General features: G+C 59.0%; 15 protein-coding genes. 9 read left to right on the forward strand and 6 right to left on the reverse strand.

Annotation, left to right across the window (positions count from 1 at the left end; genetic code table 11):
* Positions 1 to 121 precede the first annotated feature (121 nt).
* The 3 genes from IV01_RS16385 to argH form a co-directional block, all read right to left on the reverse strand.
* Positions 122 to 370 (reverse strand): TIGR02647 family protein, encoded by a 249-nt coding sequence (locus IV01_RS16385; RefSeq protein ID WP_032627624.1) that lies wholly within the window; start codon positions 368 to 370, stop codon positions 122 to 124.
* A gap of 225 nt (positions 371 to 595) precedes the next feature.
* The gene (locus IV01_RS16380; RefSeq protein WP_032627625.1) at positions 596 to 871 is read right to left on the reverse strand and encodes a hypothetical protein; all 276 of its coding nucleotides are present in this window, start codon (positions 869 to 871) and stop codon (positions 596 to 598) included.
* Between the two features lie 151 nt (positions 872 to 1,022).
* On the reverse strand, positions 1,023 to 2,417 hold the full coding sequence (gene argH, locus IV01_RS16375; protein ID WP_032627626.1) for an argininosuccinate lyase: 1,395 nt from the start codon (positions 2,415 to 2,417) through the stop codon (positions 1,023 to 1,025).
* A 130-nt stretch (positions 2,418 to 2,547) separates the two neighbouring features.
* Between argH and IV01_RS16370 the strand changes: the two genes are divergently transcribed.
* From IV01_RS16370 to IV01_RS16335, 8 genes are all read left to right on the forward strand, one after another.
* Complete coding sequence (locus IV01_RS16370) at positions 2,548 to 3,630, forward strand: sensor histidine kinase (RefSeq protein ID WP_032627627.1); 1,083 nt, start codon at positions 2,548 to 2,550, stop codon at positions 3,628 to 3,630.
* On the forward strand, positions 3,627 to 4,373 hold the full coding sequence (locus IV01_RS16365; RefSeq protein WP_032627628.1) for a LytR/AlgR family response regulator transcription factor: 747 nt from the start codon (positions 3,627 to 3,629) through the stop codon (positions 4,371 to 4,373). The genes IV01_RS16370 and IV01_RS16365 overlap by 4 nt, the downstream gene beginning before the upstream one ends.
* A gap of 356 nt (positions 4,374 to 4,729) precedes the next feature.
* Positions 4,730 to 5,671, forward strand: a complete 942-nt coding sequence (gene hemC / locus IV01_RS16360; protein ID WP_032627629.1) for a hydroxymethylbilane synthase — start codon at positions 4,730 to 4,732, stop codon at positions 5,669 to 5,671.
* Entirely contained in the window at positions 5,668 to 6,444 is a 777-nt protein-coding gene (locus tag IV01_RS16355) for a uroporphyrinogen-III synthase (RefSeq protein ID WP_032627630.1), read from the forward strand. Before hemC ends, IV01_RS16355 begins: the two co-directional genes overlap by 4 nt.
* 49 nt (positions 6,445 to 6,493) lie before the next feature.
* Entirely contained in the window at positions 6,494 to 7,633 is a 1,140-nt protein-coding gene (locus tag IV01_RS16350; RefSeq protein ID WP_032627631.1) for a uroporphyrinogen-III C-methyltransferase, read from the forward strand.
* Positions 7,630 to 8,874 (forward strand): heme biosynthesis protein HemY, encoded by a 1,245-nt coding sequence (locus IV01_RS16345; RefSeq protein WP_032627632.1) that lies wholly within the window; start codon positions 7,630 to 7,632, stop codon positions 8,872 to 8,874. The genes IV01_RS16350 and IV01_RS16345 overlap by 4 nt, the downstream gene beginning before the upstream one ends.
* Before the next feature lie 354 nt (positions 8,875 to 9,228).
* The gene (locus IV01_RS16340; protein ID WP_032627633.1) at positions 9,229 to 9,756 is read left to right on the forward strand and encodes a disulfide bond formation protein B; all 528 of its coding nucleotides are present in this window, start codon (positions 9,229 to 9,231) and stop codon (positions 9,754 to 9,756) included.
* A gap of 183 nt (positions 9,757 to 9,939) precedes the next feature.
* Positions 9,940 to 10,413 carry an Rsd/AlgQ family anti-sigma factor gene (locus IV01_RS16335; protein ID WP_032627634.1) on the forward strand — a complete coding sequence of 158 codons (474 nt, stop codon included), beginning with the start codon at positions 9,940 to 9,942 and terminating at the stop codon, positions 10,411 to 10,413.
* Positions 10,414 to 10,533: 120 nt separating this feature from the next.
* Here the strand turns inward: IV01_RS16335 and IV01_RS16330 are convergent, their stop codons facing one another.
* Both IV01_RS16330 and IV01_RS16325 read right to left on the reverse strand, forming a co-directional pair.
* Positions 10,534 to 11,166 (reverse strand): LysE family translocator, encoded by a 633-nt coding sequence (locus tag IV01_RS16330; RefSeq protein ID WP_032627635.1) that lies wholly within the window; start codon positions 11,164 to 11,166, stop codon positions 10,534 to 10,536.
* Positions 11,167 to 11,402: 236 nt separating this feature from the next.
* The gene (locus IV01_RS16325; protein ID WP_032627636.1) at positions 11,403 to 12,896 is read right to left on the reverse strand and encodes a YifB family Mg chelatase-like AAA ATPase; all 1,494 of its coding nucleotides are present in this window, start codon (positions 12,894 to 12,896) and stop codon (positions 11,403 to 11,405) included.
* 316 nt (positions 12,897 to 13,212) lie between these two features.
* On the opposite strand from IV01_RS16325, the gene IV01_RS16320 reads away from it, so the two are divergent.
* Positions 13,213 to 13,734 carry a hypothetical protein gene (locus IV01_RS16320; protein ID WP_032627637.1) on the forward strand — a complete coding sequence of 174 codons (522 nt, stop codon included), beginning with the start codon at positions 13,213 to 13,215 and terminating at the stop codon, positions 13,732 to 13,734.
* A 246-nt stretch (positions 13,735 to 13,980) separates the two neighbouring features.
* On the opposite strand, the gene IV01_RS16315 is transcribed toward IV01_RS16320, so the two are convergent.
* Entirely contained in the window at positions 13,981 to 14,244 is a 264-nt protein-coding gene (locus IV01_RS16315; RefSeq protein WP_032627638.1) for an accessory factor UbiK family protein, read from the reverse strand.
* Positions 14,245 to 14,422 lie beyond the last annotated feature (178 nt).

Here is a 14,422-nt window from a genome sequence, read left to right on the forward strand (position 1 = left end):
TAGACGGCGGGCAGGTACGCGTTGCGCGCGTTTATTGTTCTGGCGCCAATTTTCTATCGGCGCAGTTTTCCATAAATGAAGGGTCCGCTGAACCTATTTTGGCGACGGACCCTTGCAGCGTTCAGGCAGCTTGTTTGGCAACGTTAAGGATAGTGAGCAGAGATTGCGCGTGTTCAGCGGCTTCCAGTCCAAGACTGGTGAGATAACCACCATCGACCTGAGTCGTCAGGCCTTTATCGAAAAGTCTTTGCGCAGCAGCAACAGCGGTCGGAGCCGCAACATGATGGACTTTGAGTCCTTCGAGGGTATTGCCCAGATTGAAGAGTGCGAGGATTTCCAGTTCGGCAACCAGCTCAGGGGTATACGACATAGGTGCTCCAGACTTTTTTCTAGTAATACGCCTCACTGACTGGCGGGTGTCCGGGAATCAACGTGTCGGTGCTGCGCTCGTCGGTTCTGGATGACCGTTAAAGCCGGCTCGGCGTGACAGCCTCGTTTGGATAGTGGCAGCGAGGCTTTTGCAGTGTAGTACGGGTCTGGAGTTTTTGCAGACTGTGCTGGGCCAATCGTCAGATTGGCGTGAGAGCCGCGTTGCTCATGCCTCGGGCGGCAATTCCGGTAAGGCGCGCAGCGCCGCTTCGTACCATTCGGTATTGAATGCGCGATCTTCTTCAAGCAGTCCGTCGATTTCGATAGCCAGCACGTGGGCCATCAGCTGCAGAATCTCTTCGCGCTCATAACCCACCAGCGTCAGCTTGTTGAAAGTGGCTTTGGCGGCAGGCGGGTTGTCGCTTTCGATCTGATTTTCGATGGCCTGGATCAGGGTCGATTCAGCGAACTCTTCTTCGTCGTTGTCGATTTTGTCGGTCATGGGGGTGTTCCTCAAAAGAATATATGTCGAGCACTTCCCTGTGGGAGCGGTGCTTGCCCGCGATAAGGCCAACTCGGTTTACAGCCCTGCACCGAGTCATCGTTCATCGCGGGCAAGCACCGCTCCCACAGGAGTGCTCCACCGAATCTGTTTAGCGCGAAGCCAACAGTGCCTGGCCGCGAGCCGCCGCCGCCTTGACCTGCGCTGGCGCGGTGCCGCCGATGTGGTCACGGGCGTTGACCGAGCCTTCCAGGGTCAGAACGGCAAATACGTCTTGCTCGATCTGATCACTGAACTTGCGCAGTTCTTCCAGGCTCATTTCAGCCAGGTCCTTGCCGCTTTCGACGCCGTACTTAACAGCATGACCAACGATTTCGTGGCAGTCACGGAACGGCAGGCCACGACGCACCAGATAGTCGGCCAGGTCAGTCGCAGTAGAGAAACCACGCAGAGCGGCTTCACGCATGATGGCGTGCTTGGGCTTGATCGCCGGGATCATGTCGGCAAAGGCACGCAGCGAATCGCGCAGCGTATCGGCGGCGTCGAACAACGGCTCTTTGTCTTCCTGGTTGTCCTTGTTGTAAGCCAGAGGCTGGCCCTTCATCAAGGTCAGCAAGCCCATCAAGGCGCCGAAAACGCGGCCGCTCTTGCCACGCACCAACTCCGGGACGTCCGGGTTTTTCTTCTGGGGCATGATCGAGCTGCCGGTGCAGAAGCGATCCGGCAGATCGATGAACTGGAACTGGGCGCTGGTCCACAGCACCAGCTCTTCCGAGAAGCGCGACAAGTGCATCATCGCGATGCTGGCGGCGGAGCAGAATTCAATGGCGAAGTCGCGATCCGACACGCTGTCCAGCGAGTTACCGCCAACCACGTCGAAACCCAGCAGTTTGCAGGTCAGTTCACGGTCGATGGGGTAAGTGGTGCCTGCCAGTGCTGCGCTGCCCAGTGGCATGCGGTTAAGGCGTTTGCGGCAATCCACGAGACGCTCGTAATCGCGGCTCAGCATCTCGAACCACGCCAGCATGTGGTGACCGAACGTCACTGGCTGTGCGGTCTGCAAGTGCGTGAAGCCCGGCATGATGGTTTCGGCTTCTCGCTCGGCCTGACCCAGCAGGCCCTGTTGCAGGCGAGTGATCTCGGACAGAATCAGATCGATCTCGTCACGCAGCCACAGGCGGATATCGGTCGCGACCTGATCGTTACGGCTGCGACCGGTGTGCAATTTTTTGCCGGTGATGCCGATGCGGTCAGTCAGACGCGCTTCGATGTTCATGTGCACATCTTCCAGATCGACGCGCCAGTCGAAACTGCCGGCTTCGATCTCGGCCTGGATAGTATTCAGGCCATCGATGATGGTGTCGCGCTCGGCGTCGGTCAAAACGCCAACGTGGGCCAGCATCGTCGCGTGGGCGATGGAACCCATGATGTCGTGGCGATAGAGGCGTTGGTCAAAGGTGACGGAGGCCGTGAAGCGCGCGACGAAAGCGTCGACGGGTTCACTGAAGCGGCCGCCCCAGGACTGGTTGGTCTTGTCGGTGCTCATGGATTCGCTCGTGATCTGCTGAAAATGGCGTGCCCGCGTTAATCGCAGGGCGCCCGCGATAATAACAGGTTGCGATTTTTTTATTCTTCAGCGGCTTGCCGCCTGCACGTACAGCGTCGAGACTGGCGTCATGCGAAAGAGCCTCCCGAACCAGCGCCCGCCCTCCGAGCCGGGTAAAGAATTTTTCCTCCCCGAACTGTGCCTGCCCCAGGCGCTGCTGGTATTGGTACTGCTCGCTGAATTGTTGGTGCTGGTGCTGGTATTGGTGGAGCCGATGCGGCCGACATTCGATTGGGTGCGGCTGGCCCTGATGTCGCTGTTTGTGCAATGGATCGTGTTGCTGTCGGCGGCGCTGTTATGCAGTCTGCGCCCATGGCTGGCGCGCCTGCCTGCCGGGCTCGCCGGGTTGATCGGCTGTCTGCTGGTGGTCGCGCTGACCCTGTTGTGTACCGCCGTCACGGACATTTGCCAACTCACCGGGCGTTTGAGTCTGGGTGGGATGGTGGAGCGCTACATACGCTACGGAGTTATCGCGCTGATCATGTCGGCCTTGATGCTGCGTTATTTTTATCTGCAGAGTCAGTGGCGCAAGCAACAGCAAGGTGAGCTGCGGGCCCGGATTGAATCCCTGCAAGCGCGCATCCGCCCGCACTTTCTATTCAACACCCTGAACAGCATCGCCAGCCTCGTGGCGACCAGTCCGGCCAAGGCCGAGCAGGCGGTGCTGGACCTTTCCGATCTTTTTCGCGCCAGTCTTGCCAAGCCCGGAAGCCTGGTGACCTGGCGCGACGAGGTTGAATTGGCGAAACGATATTTATCGATTGAGCAATATCGTCTCGGCGAGCGTCTACAGTTGGACTGGGTGATCAGTGGAATTCCAGACGACCTGCCAATTCCCCAGCTAACCTTGCAGCCATTACTGGAAAACGCTTTGCTTTATGGCATCGCACCTCGGGTCGAAGGTGGTGTCGTAAAAGTTGAGGCGGACTATGAAGGGGGTGAATTCATATTGTGCGTAAGTAATCCCTACGATGAAGTTGCCAGTCGGCAGACTTCCAACGGCACTCAACAGGCCCTGGTAAATATCGGTGCACGTATTACGGCACTTTTTGGTCCGCACGCCAGTCTGAGCGTGGAGCGCCGTGACGGTCGTCACTACACCTGTCTACGCTATCCTTGTGCGAGACTCACGCAGGAAGCCAGAGCTATATGAATGTCCTGATCGTTGATGACGAACCCCTGGCCCGCGAACGGCTGAGCCGAATGGTCAGTGAAATCGAGGGTTATCGGGTTTTGGAACCCAGTGCGTCCAATGGCGAAGAAGCCTTGGCCCTGATCGAAAGCCACAAGCCGGATATCGTTTTGCTGGATATCCGCATGCCAGGCCTGGATGGCCTGCAAGTCGCTGCCAAATTGTGTGAGCGGGAGACTCCACCCGCTGTCGTCTTTTGCACGGCACACGACGAATTTGCCCTTGAGGCATTTCAGGTCAGTGCGGTTGGCTACCTGGTCAAACCCGTGCGGCCTGAACATCTGATTGAGGCCTTGAGAAAAGCTGAGCGTCCGAACCGTGTGCAGCTGGCGGCATTGACCCGTCCTGCGGCGGAAAGCGGCAACGGCCCACGCAGCCACATTAGCGCCCGTACTCGTAAAGGCATCGAATTGATCCCGCTGGATCAGGTGATTTTCTTCATCGCCGATCACAAGTACGTCACCTTGCGTCATGAAGGTGGTGAGGTCTTGCTCGACGAGCCACTCAAAGCCCTCGAGGATGAGTTCGGTGATCGCTTTGTGCGCATCCACCGCAACGCGCTGGTTGCACGCGAACGAATCGAACGTCTGCAGCGCACGCCGCTGGGGCATTTCCAGCTGTTCCTGCGCGGCCTTAATGGCGATGCATTGATCGTCAGCCGCCGGCACGTGGCCGGAGTGCGCAAGATGATGCAGCAGCTTTGAATTAGCGAATTTGAATTTAAATCCTGACTGTGGGAGCAAGCTTGCTTGCGAAGAGGCCAGTACATCCACCGCTTCTTCCTGGCCGATAGACCGCTTTCGCGAGCAAGCTCGCTCCCACAGGTCCTCGGCATATCCGTGGATTTGAATTGAAATCCTGACTGTAGGAGCGCGCTTGCCCGCGATGGCGAAGTGTCAGACGACTCATTCATTGCCTGACACGCCCCCATCGCGGGCAAGCGCGCTCCTACGGGGCATTTAACGCTGATCTGGATCATAACTGCGACCACACAGCACTGAGCCGTTTTGCCTGAACTGTTATTATCCGTCGCAATTATTCTGTCAGTACGGATTGATCCATGTCCTCTCGCGAAATTCGCATCGCCACCCGTCAAAGTGCGCTGGCTCTATGGCAAGCCGAATACGTCAAGGCTCGGCTGGAACAGGCTCATCCGGGGTTGTTCGTCACGCTGGTGCCCATGGTCAGTCGCGGTGACAAACTGCTCGACTCGCCACTGTCGAAAATCGGTGGCAAGGGGCTTTTCGTCAAGGAGCTGGAAACCGCCTTGCTCGAAGACCGCGCAGACATCGCTGTGCACTCCATGAAAGACGTGCCCATGGACTTCCCTCAAGGGTTGGGCCTGTTCTGCATCTGTGAGCGCGAAGATCCCCGGGATGCTTTCGTTTCCAATGTCTTCTCCAGCCTTGAAGCCTTGCCCGCCGGCAGCGTGGTCGGGACTTCCAGCCTGCGCCGCCAGGCTCAATTGCTCGCCCGCCGCCCGGACCTGAAAATCCATTTCCTGCGGGGCAACGTCAACACCCGCCTGGCCAAGCTCGATGCCGGTGAATATGACGCGATCATCCTCGCCGCGGCGGGCCTGATTCGTCTGGGTTTCGAAGACCGGATCACCTCCAGCATCAGCGTCGACGACAGTCTGCCTGCGGGTGGTCAAGGCGCGGTGGGCATCGAATGCCGTAGCGTCGATGCGGAAATCCACGCGTTGCTCGCTCCGTTGCATCACGACGACACGGCGACTCGCGTAACGGCCGAGCGCTCTCTGAACAAACACCTTAATGGCGGCTGCCAAGTGCCTATCGCCTGTTATGCCGTGCTCGAAGGCGAGCAGATCTGGCTGCGTGGACTGGTAGGCGATCCTTCCGGGGCGGTGTTGTTGCACGCCGATGCCCGAGCGCCGCTGGCCGATGCCCAGGCGTTGGGTGTACAGGTAGCCGAAGCGTTGCTGGATCAAGGCGCGGCAGACATTCTCAAAGCGGTCTATGGCGAGGCCGAAAGGGAATGAGTGCATGGCGCCTGCTGCTGACGCGTCCCGCCGAGGAGTCGGCGCTGCTGGCTTCGACGCTGGCCGACGCCGGTGTCTTCAGTAGCTGCCTGCCCTTGCTTGAAATCGAGCCTTTGCCTGTGACCGATGCGCAACGCTCGCTCATGGCGAATCTTGATCAGTACGACGCTGTCATCGTGGTCAGTAAGCCCGCCGCACGCCTGGGTTTGAAACTGGTCGGTGAAAAATGGCCGCAAGCGCCGATCCAGCCGTGGTTCACGGTGGGTGCGGGCACTGCGCAAGTTCTTCAGGAATATGGCCTGGATGTCAGTTGGCCCGAGCAAGGTGATGACAGCGAAGCCTTGCTTGATTTGCCACGTCTGCAACAAGCCATCGTTTCGCCCGGCGCACGCGTGTTAATCATGCGTGGCGAGGGAGGCCGAGAGTTGTTGGCCGAGCGTTTACGCGGCGAGGGTGCTAGTGTCGATTACCTTGAGCTGTACAAGCGTAAGCTGCCCCACTATCCGGTTTCGACGCTGATACAGCGCATTGAGGCGGAACGCCTGAACGCGCTGGTGGTCAGCAGTGGGCAGGGTTTTGAACACCTGCGTCAGTTGGCGGGCGATGTCTGGCCGCAACTGTCGCGTTTGACTTTATTCGTGCCAAGCCCGCGTGTAGCCCAATTAGCCCGCGAGGCAGGCGCTCGAACAGTTGTGAATTGCCGTGGCGCCAGCGCTGCGGCTTTGCTGGCAGCGTTACGGGAACAACCCGGACCTGCCCTTCAGGCGTATTGATTGACTGACTGTCTTTCACCGATAACGCCCAAATGCAAAGGATGGATACGTGAGCGAAACAGCCTTGCCCAAAGATGATTCCGAAGCCGTGTTGACGGCACCGACACCCGATCCGCTGCGGCCCGAGCGCCCTGCGAGTCGCAGCAATGGTCTGGTGATACTGGCCTTGTTGTTCGGCGTGGCGGGCATTGGCGTTGCCGGCTGGGGTGTTTGGCAGCTGCGTGCCGTCCAGGCAAGTCATATGCAGCAACGCACAGAGATGCAGGACATCGCTGCGCAAACGCTGACCTTGCAGCACAACGAACAACAACTCTCGGAGCGCCTGGCGCAATTGCCACCGGCCGATGAGCTTGAAGATCGTCGTCGCCTGGTGGCGCAGCTGCAAGGGGATCAGCAGCGTCTGAGCCAGCGTCTGGAAACCGTACTGGGTTCCAGCCGCAAGGACTGGAGACTGGCTGAGGCCGAGCATCTGTTGCGTCTGGCGAGTCTGCGGCTCTCGGCGTTGCAGGACATCAACAGCGCTCAGGCGTTGGTCCAGGGCGCTGATGAAATCCTGCGTGAACAGGACGATCCAGGTTCCTTTGCCGCCCGCGATCAACTGGCTAAGAGCCTCGCTTCGTTGCGCAGCATTGATCAGCCGGATCGCACCGGGTTGTTCCTGCAACTGGCGGCCTTGCGCGACCAGGTCTCGCAGCTCAACGAGCTGGCTCCTGAGTACAAGGACAAAGGCGAATCCCTGCTGGGCCTCACCACGGGCAACACTGAAGACAGTCATTGGGCACAGTGGTGGAATCAGGTTTCGCATTACATCCGCATCGATTTCAACGCCGACAAGAATGTTCGACCTTTGCTGGCCGGGCAGAGCCTGACCCAGGTTCGACTGGCGTTGAGCCTCGCACTGGAGCAGGCGCAATGGGCAGCCTTGAACGGCCAGCCGCAGGTTTACGCCAGTGCCCTGGCGCAAGCCAAGGACGTGTTGCGCACCAACTTCAATCAGGACAACGCCCAGAGCAAGATGCTTAGCGAGCGTCTGGACGTCCTCTCGCAACAGCCCGTTTCGGTTATGACGCCAGACTTGGCTCAGAGCCTGAGCGCCGTTCAGGCTTACCTGGAGCGGCGTCACGCTTCCCCTGATGCCTCCGGCAAAGCGGCACAGCCTACCGAAGCGTTGCAGGGGACTAGCCCATGAAGCGTATCTATCTGCTGCTAGTGGTCGCGATTGCCGTTGCGGCGGTGGTTGGTGTCGCGATTGCCGAACACTCTGGCTACGTGCTGATCTCGTATCAGAACTTCCGCTATGAATCGAGCCTCTGGGCTGCTTTGGGCTTATTGCTGCTCATCTGGCTGGTGATATTTGTGGTCCGGCTGCTGATCAGATTGCTGACCGCGTCCGGTGGCGTAGTCAACCCATGGTCACACCGCAACCGCAGCCGTCGCGTGCAAGTCGCCATTGAGCAAGGGCAGATGGATCTGGCGGAAGGCCGCTGGTCCAGCGCTCAACGTCATCTACACCGTGCAGCGGAAGCCGAGCCTCAACCCTTGCTGTATTACCTTGGCGCTGCCCGTGCAGCCAACGAACAAGGTCATTACGACGAAAGTGACAACCTGCTGGAGCGAGCGCTGGAACGTCAGCCTCAGGCCGAGTTGGCGATTGCGTTGAGCCACGCGCAATTGCAGCAGGATCGCGGTGACAATGATGGAGCCCTGAGCACGCTGCAAGCCATGCAAGCACGCCACCCGCATAACGCGCAGATCCTTCGTCAGTTGCAACGTCTATATCGCCAGCGCGGCGAGTGGTCAGCGCTGATCAAGCTCATGCCAGAGCTACGCAAAGACAAGGTCCTGCCGCCACAAGAGCTGGCCGAGTTGGAACGTCGCGCCTGGGGTGAAAACCTGACGCTGGCGGCCTACCGCGAGCAGGATGGTGAAGAGACCGCCGGCGGCCTGCCAGCGCTGGACCTGACTTGGAATGGTCTTTCATCGGCGCAGCGCCAAGAGCCGCAACTGGTCCTGGCCTACGCTGAGCAACTGCGTCGGCTCGGCGCTGACGCCAAGGCTGAAGAGGCGCTGCGTCAGGCGCTCAAGCGTGACTACAACAGCCACCTGGCGCGTTTGTATGGCTTGGTACGCGGCAGTGATCCAGCGAAGCAACTCCAGACCGCTGAGGGCTGGCTCAAGCATCATCCCGAAGATCCCAGCCTGTTGCTGACCCTTGGCCGTTTGTGTCTTCAGAGCAGTCTGTGGGGCAAGGCGCGGGATTATCTGGAAAGCAGCCTGCGCTTTCAGCGCAACCCTGAAACCTGCGCCGAGCTGGCACGTTTACTTGCCCAGTTGGGGGAAACCGAGCGCAGTAATCAGTTGTTTCAGGAAGGACTAGGCCTGCTGGACGAGCGCCTGCTGGCACGGCCGCTGCCTGCTTTGGCGGGGTGACGTTCAGGTGAGTTGTCTGGATCTCGCACAGTATTTCTGTGGGAGCGAGCTTGCTCGCGAAGGTCGATCAGCCGACGAATATGCGGCGGTTTTATCACAGTCTTCGCGAGCAAGCTCACTCTCACAAATGCTACGCCCGGCGCCAGCTGGCGACTTCAATTTCAATTGATTTGTAGGAAATTTCCTGCATATCCAGTTTCCGCAGTTCTTTTCTTTCAAGGCGGGTTCCGAAAGCCCTACCTCCGAGTCGCCAAAGCCCGTGAGACGTGACGAAATATCCTCACGCCTGCGCCTTGTAAGGGCTGGGGCCTTTCCTCTACCGTAACCGCCTTCGTTTCTTGTTACGGAATTGCCATGCATCTGGCTCGCACGCGCTCCTTGTTTTTCCTGGCGTTTATCGCATGTGCATCGATCATCGGTTCGGTTGTTTATTTGCAGCGTGTAATCGGCCTGTCGCCTTGCCTACTGTGCTGGTTGCAACGCTGCGCACTGATCGCCAGCGGCGCTCTCAGTCTGATCGCAACCCTGCAGGCTCCGGGCAAATCTGGCAGCCGCTGGTACGCCTCCCTGATTCTCTTGATAGCGCTGGCCGGCGCCGCGATGGCGGGCGGTCAGGTCTGGTTACAGACCGCTACGCCTGATGAGCTGATTCCGGTCATTGCCTGGTTCGAACGCCTGCTTGAGCTGCTTGCGCTGAGCGACCTGGTGGATCGTCTGCTCAGCGACGCTACCTTTTGTGCAGAAATTACCTGGTCATTGTTCGGCATCAGTCTGCCGGAATGGAGCCTGCTGGCTTTCGTTGGTCTGGCAATGATCGCGCTATACGCCCTTTACAGAGCATTCGCCCGCTGGCCGACTGCCGAAAGTCGGGCCGGGGATTAAACACTTGTATGAACTTTCTCTCCTGCGTACCTTGATGGCCTAGTCCTGCGGGCATAATCTGGCCCGTAAGCGTTATTGGAAATATGCATCATCTGCTATTCATCAAGCCTGTTGCCCTCCATGCGGACGGGACTTTTCCAGGTTTGGGCAGGCTGCATGCCCCTGAAGGGAAGAGAGAAGATCATGTTGGAAAGCTGTCAGAATGCTCAGGAACGCTGGGGCGGGGTCAATAAGCTGATCGACCGCTGGTTGCAGGATCGCCTTGAACTGGTTCGCGTCTACGATGCTCTGGGTGATACACCCGAAGCGTTGGCAGCCGACCGTGAAGGCCTGCAGAAATTTTGTGAGGTTCTGGTCGATTACGTTTCGGCTGGACACTTCGAAATCTACGAACAACTCAACAGCGAAGCCAAGGCGTTCAACGATGAGCGCGGCCTTGAGCTTGCCGATACCATCTACCCTCGATTGAAAGTGATCACCGAGTCCGCACTGGCCTTCAACGACCGTTGCGACAACGGCGATTGCTCTGACTGCACGGTCGTGGCTGCCGAATTCAAGAAGCTCGGCGGCCTGATGCATGAGCGCTTTGAGCTTGAAGACTGCCTGATCGAAGTGCTGCACAACTCCCACAAGGAAGATGTAGCCGCTCAGGCTTGATCACCCACCCTCCGGGTTTTTTCAGGCGTACCACGATCCTGTGGGAGCGCACGAGCAGCACGAGGCCGCGATGGTGGTGTGTCTGACACACCCCATCGCTGGCTTCGTAACCTTGCTCTCCTACAGGCCTACAAATTCCTTGTAACCACTGACCACCACGTACACCGCGAAGTACGCGAAGATCAGCGCCGACCCTATGTACGTGTACCTCATCAGGCGCTCGCCGATGAGCCGACCGCCTTGATACGCCACCGCACATAACGAAATAGACCACAGCACGCCGGCCGAGAAGAAGCCCGACAGAAATAGCCCTGCAGTTGCCAGGTCGTTGCCCTGCCGGGCGATGATCGCGCCACCTACCGCCGCGAACCACAGGATCGCACTGGGTGAAGACATCGCCAGCATGATGCCTTTGGAGAACAAGGCAACTCTGGTTTTACCCCATTGCTCGCCCGCTCCCTGCATATCCCCGGCGGGCCTGAACGCACTGAGCAGCATTTTTACGCTCAGATAGCACAGCACCAGCGAGCCGCCAATCCACAGCACCCAGCGCACCGCTTCGAACTGCAGCAGCACAGCCATGCCCAGCATCGCCAGCACGGCGTAGACCAAGTCTCCCACGCAGGTGCCCAGCCCCAGCCAAACCCCTTGAGTAAAGCCGCGTTGCATCGCGATATTGATCATCGCCATGTTGGCCAGACCGATCTCCAGGCACAGCGACAGGCTGAGCAGGAAGCCGTTATTGAATTCCATTGGGAGTGTTCCGTGCGGCCATGAGGACAAGAATGCGCGCCACTTTAAGCAGGCATTAAGCCGTTCGCAAGAGTTGTAGGAGGTCTCGCAATCCCCTGGCAAATCGCTGTTGCGGCGCAAACACCGAACCAGTAGGAGCGCGCTTGCCCGCGATAGCAATGGTTCGGTCGGAAGAAATTATTGCCTGAGCGAACCCTATCGCGGGCAAGCGCGCTCCTACTGAAAAGCACGCCGCTTCAGGTACTCGACGGCCGATACTGCAACGCCTCCGCCACATGGTTTCTGTTGATGGCCTCGACCCCTTCCAGATCCGCCAGAGTTCTCGCCACTTTGAGCAAGCGATGGGCCGAGCGCAGGGACAGGGTCAAGCGTTCGCAGGCAGTTTCCAGCCAGGCTTCATCGGCGCTGGACAGCGCACAATGACGACGCAAGGCGGGTAAATCGAGGAAGGCATTGGCGCAACCCTGTCGTTGGTTCTGTATGTCTCGAGCCTGTGCAACCAGAACGGCTGCGCTTGCGGTGGTGTCACCGCTCTGCGCGCCCGGATTGAGGGCGGTGGCTTCCCGGGCGACGGTCAAATGCAGGTCGATCCGATCCAGTAGCGGTCCGGACAATTTGTTGCGGTAGCGCTGGATCTGGTCGGTGGAGCAACGGCAGCGCCCGGTTGGCTCGCCGAAATAGCCACACGGGCAGGGATTCATCGCCGCGACCAGCTGAAACCGCGCCGGGAACCGCACCCGATCCCGCGCCCGGGAAATCACGATATGCCCCGATTCCATCGGTTCGCGAAGCACCTCCAGCACCCGGCGATCAAACTCCGGCAACTCATCGAGGAATAAAACACCGTGGTGGGCGAGGGTGATTTCGCCGGGCTGTGGGCGACTGCCACCGCCCACCAGCGCCGGGCCTGACGCCGAGTGATGCGGTTGGCGAAACGGTCGTTGCGGCCAACTGGTAAGCGGCACCTGGCTGGCGACCGACTGAATCGCGGCCACCTCAAGCGCCTCATATTCGTCCAGCGGTGGCAACAATCCCGGCAATCGGCTGGCAAGCAGGGTTTTGCCGGTCCCCGGTGGGCCACTGAACAGCAGGTTATGTGCACCCGCCGCGGCAACGATCAGAGCGCGCTTGGCGGCCGTCTGCCCTTGAACTTCACTCAGGTCTGGATAAGGCTTGGCCTGATGCAAGAGCCCGCTGGCCTGATAAGGAGCAATTGGCGCGTGGCCATTGAAGTGGGCCACCAGTTCCAGTAAATGATTGGCCGCAATCACGCGCAAACCGGAGGCCAGGCACGCTTCCTCAGCATTGACCGCAGGGATTATCAGCGTCCGCTCGGCAGCTCGGGCCGCCAGTGCTGCGGGTAACACCCCTTGAATTGGCCGGATCGTACCGGACAATGCCAACTCCCCCAAACACTCCACATCCTGCAACGCCACTAACGGCACTTGCCCATTGGCGGCCAGCAAACCCAGCGCAATCGCCAGGTCAAAACGCCCGCCATCCTTGGGTAAGTCCGCCGGGGCGAGATTGAGGGTAATGCGTCGATCCGGAAATTTCAGGCCTGAGTTAAGAATCGCACTGCGCACCCGATCCTTGCTTTCGCGCACAGCACCTTCGGGCAATCCCACCAGTGTCAGAGCAGGCAGACCGTTGGCCAGATGGGTTTCGACAGTAACTGCAGGTGCCTCCACACCCACTTGGGCACGGCTATGGACGATGGCTAGAGACATTGATTCTTCCTTGAAAAAACGACCCCCGCATCGTGCGGTATTGGACGAAGTTTTGAAGGAAGCAATGGATACAGGGTGTTAACGGCCGCACTGAATTGAAACCCTAATGGGTATCAAATCTCCAGGCGCACCGCTGTCTGACCACAAACGCAGCCCTTGTAGGAGCGAGCTTGCTCGCGATTCGGTTTGTCTATCGGCTCATCATCGCCTGACTTGACGCTATCGCGAGCAAGCTCGCTCCTACAGGGTATGTTTGGGGTGCGGGCGGTACGTTAAGCTCGCCGACTAATAGAAGTCCCTATAAGGCCAGTCCGCCATGCCCACTCCAGCCCAGTCCATTGAAAGCTACATCCTGGCTAAAGACGGCAACCGTCCGCACCTGCTGCGTCAGGCATTCGCCAGCGATGCCACGCTGGAGATGATCGTGAACACCGGCACCATTTCATTTCCGCCGAAGGTTGAGGGGCGTGACGGCATCGCCGAGGTTCTGGTGCGTCGCTTCGGGCAAACCTACGAGAACGTCTTCACCCTCTGCATGGGCGAGCCGCCCGCAGGCGATGCGACCTCACACCATTGCAAGTGGCTGGTGGGGATGTCGGATAAGTCCACGGGAGAACTGCGGTTCGGTTGCGGGGATTATGAATGGCGGTTTGCTTCAGGGTTGGCAACGCACTTGAGCATCACCATCGACCACATGCTGGTGCGCCCTGCGACAGAGTTGGCGCCTGTAATGGACTGGTTGCAGCAGGTCAATTATCCATGGTGCTCATCCGAGGACCTTGCATCCGCGCCGCAGCTGGCGAGCATTGATCCGGTTCTGGATTATCTGAAGGCGTGACCGCAAATGGGCGCCTTGCACTACAGGGTTGCCAATTCCCATATGGAAAACAGCGGATCGGTTCTTGAGTCCCTGGCGGCATTGTTCCCAAAGGCATGCACCAATTTGAGACCGCGACCCATACGGTCTGCCACACCACGATCCCGTGGGAGCCGAGCTTGCTCGCTAAGAACGATGACACGGTATGCCTGATTGACCGCCGCGCCTGCATCGCGAGCAAGCTCGGCTCCCACAAGAACGGGAGGATTACTCCGCTGCAGGCGGGTTCAGCTTTGCTTCCATCTCCGCGACTTTCACCTCAAGGGCTTCAAGGCGAGCGCGGGTGCGTGCCAGGACGGCCATCTGGCTGTCGAATTCTTCCCGGCTGACCAGATCCAGCTTGCTGAAACCGCTTTGCAGCAACGCTTTGAATTGGGTTTCGAACTCATTACGCGGGATGGGCGTCTCGCCGTTGAACAAGCGCGAGGCGTGGCCGCTCAGGGCATCGAGAAAAGCTTTGGGCGCGAGCATGGCAAACCTCCAGATTCAGATGGGCGGCAGTGTAGCACGCAGCGCCTATAGTCAATTCAAGCCACTGGTCGTGCACGATAATCGGGCACGGCGACGTGCACGTGCGCACTCTTGTTGTGCGTATGCCCCGTGGATGAGGTGGTTTTGTCCCGGTAATCCGGGATCAAGACCCTGTATT

Origin of the sequence: Pseudomonas syringae, assembly GCF_000737245.1 — a bacterium.
Lineage (GTDB): Bacteria > Pseudomonadota > Gammaproteobacteria > Pseudomonadales > Pseudomonadaceae > Aquipseudomonas > Aquipseudomonas syringae_J.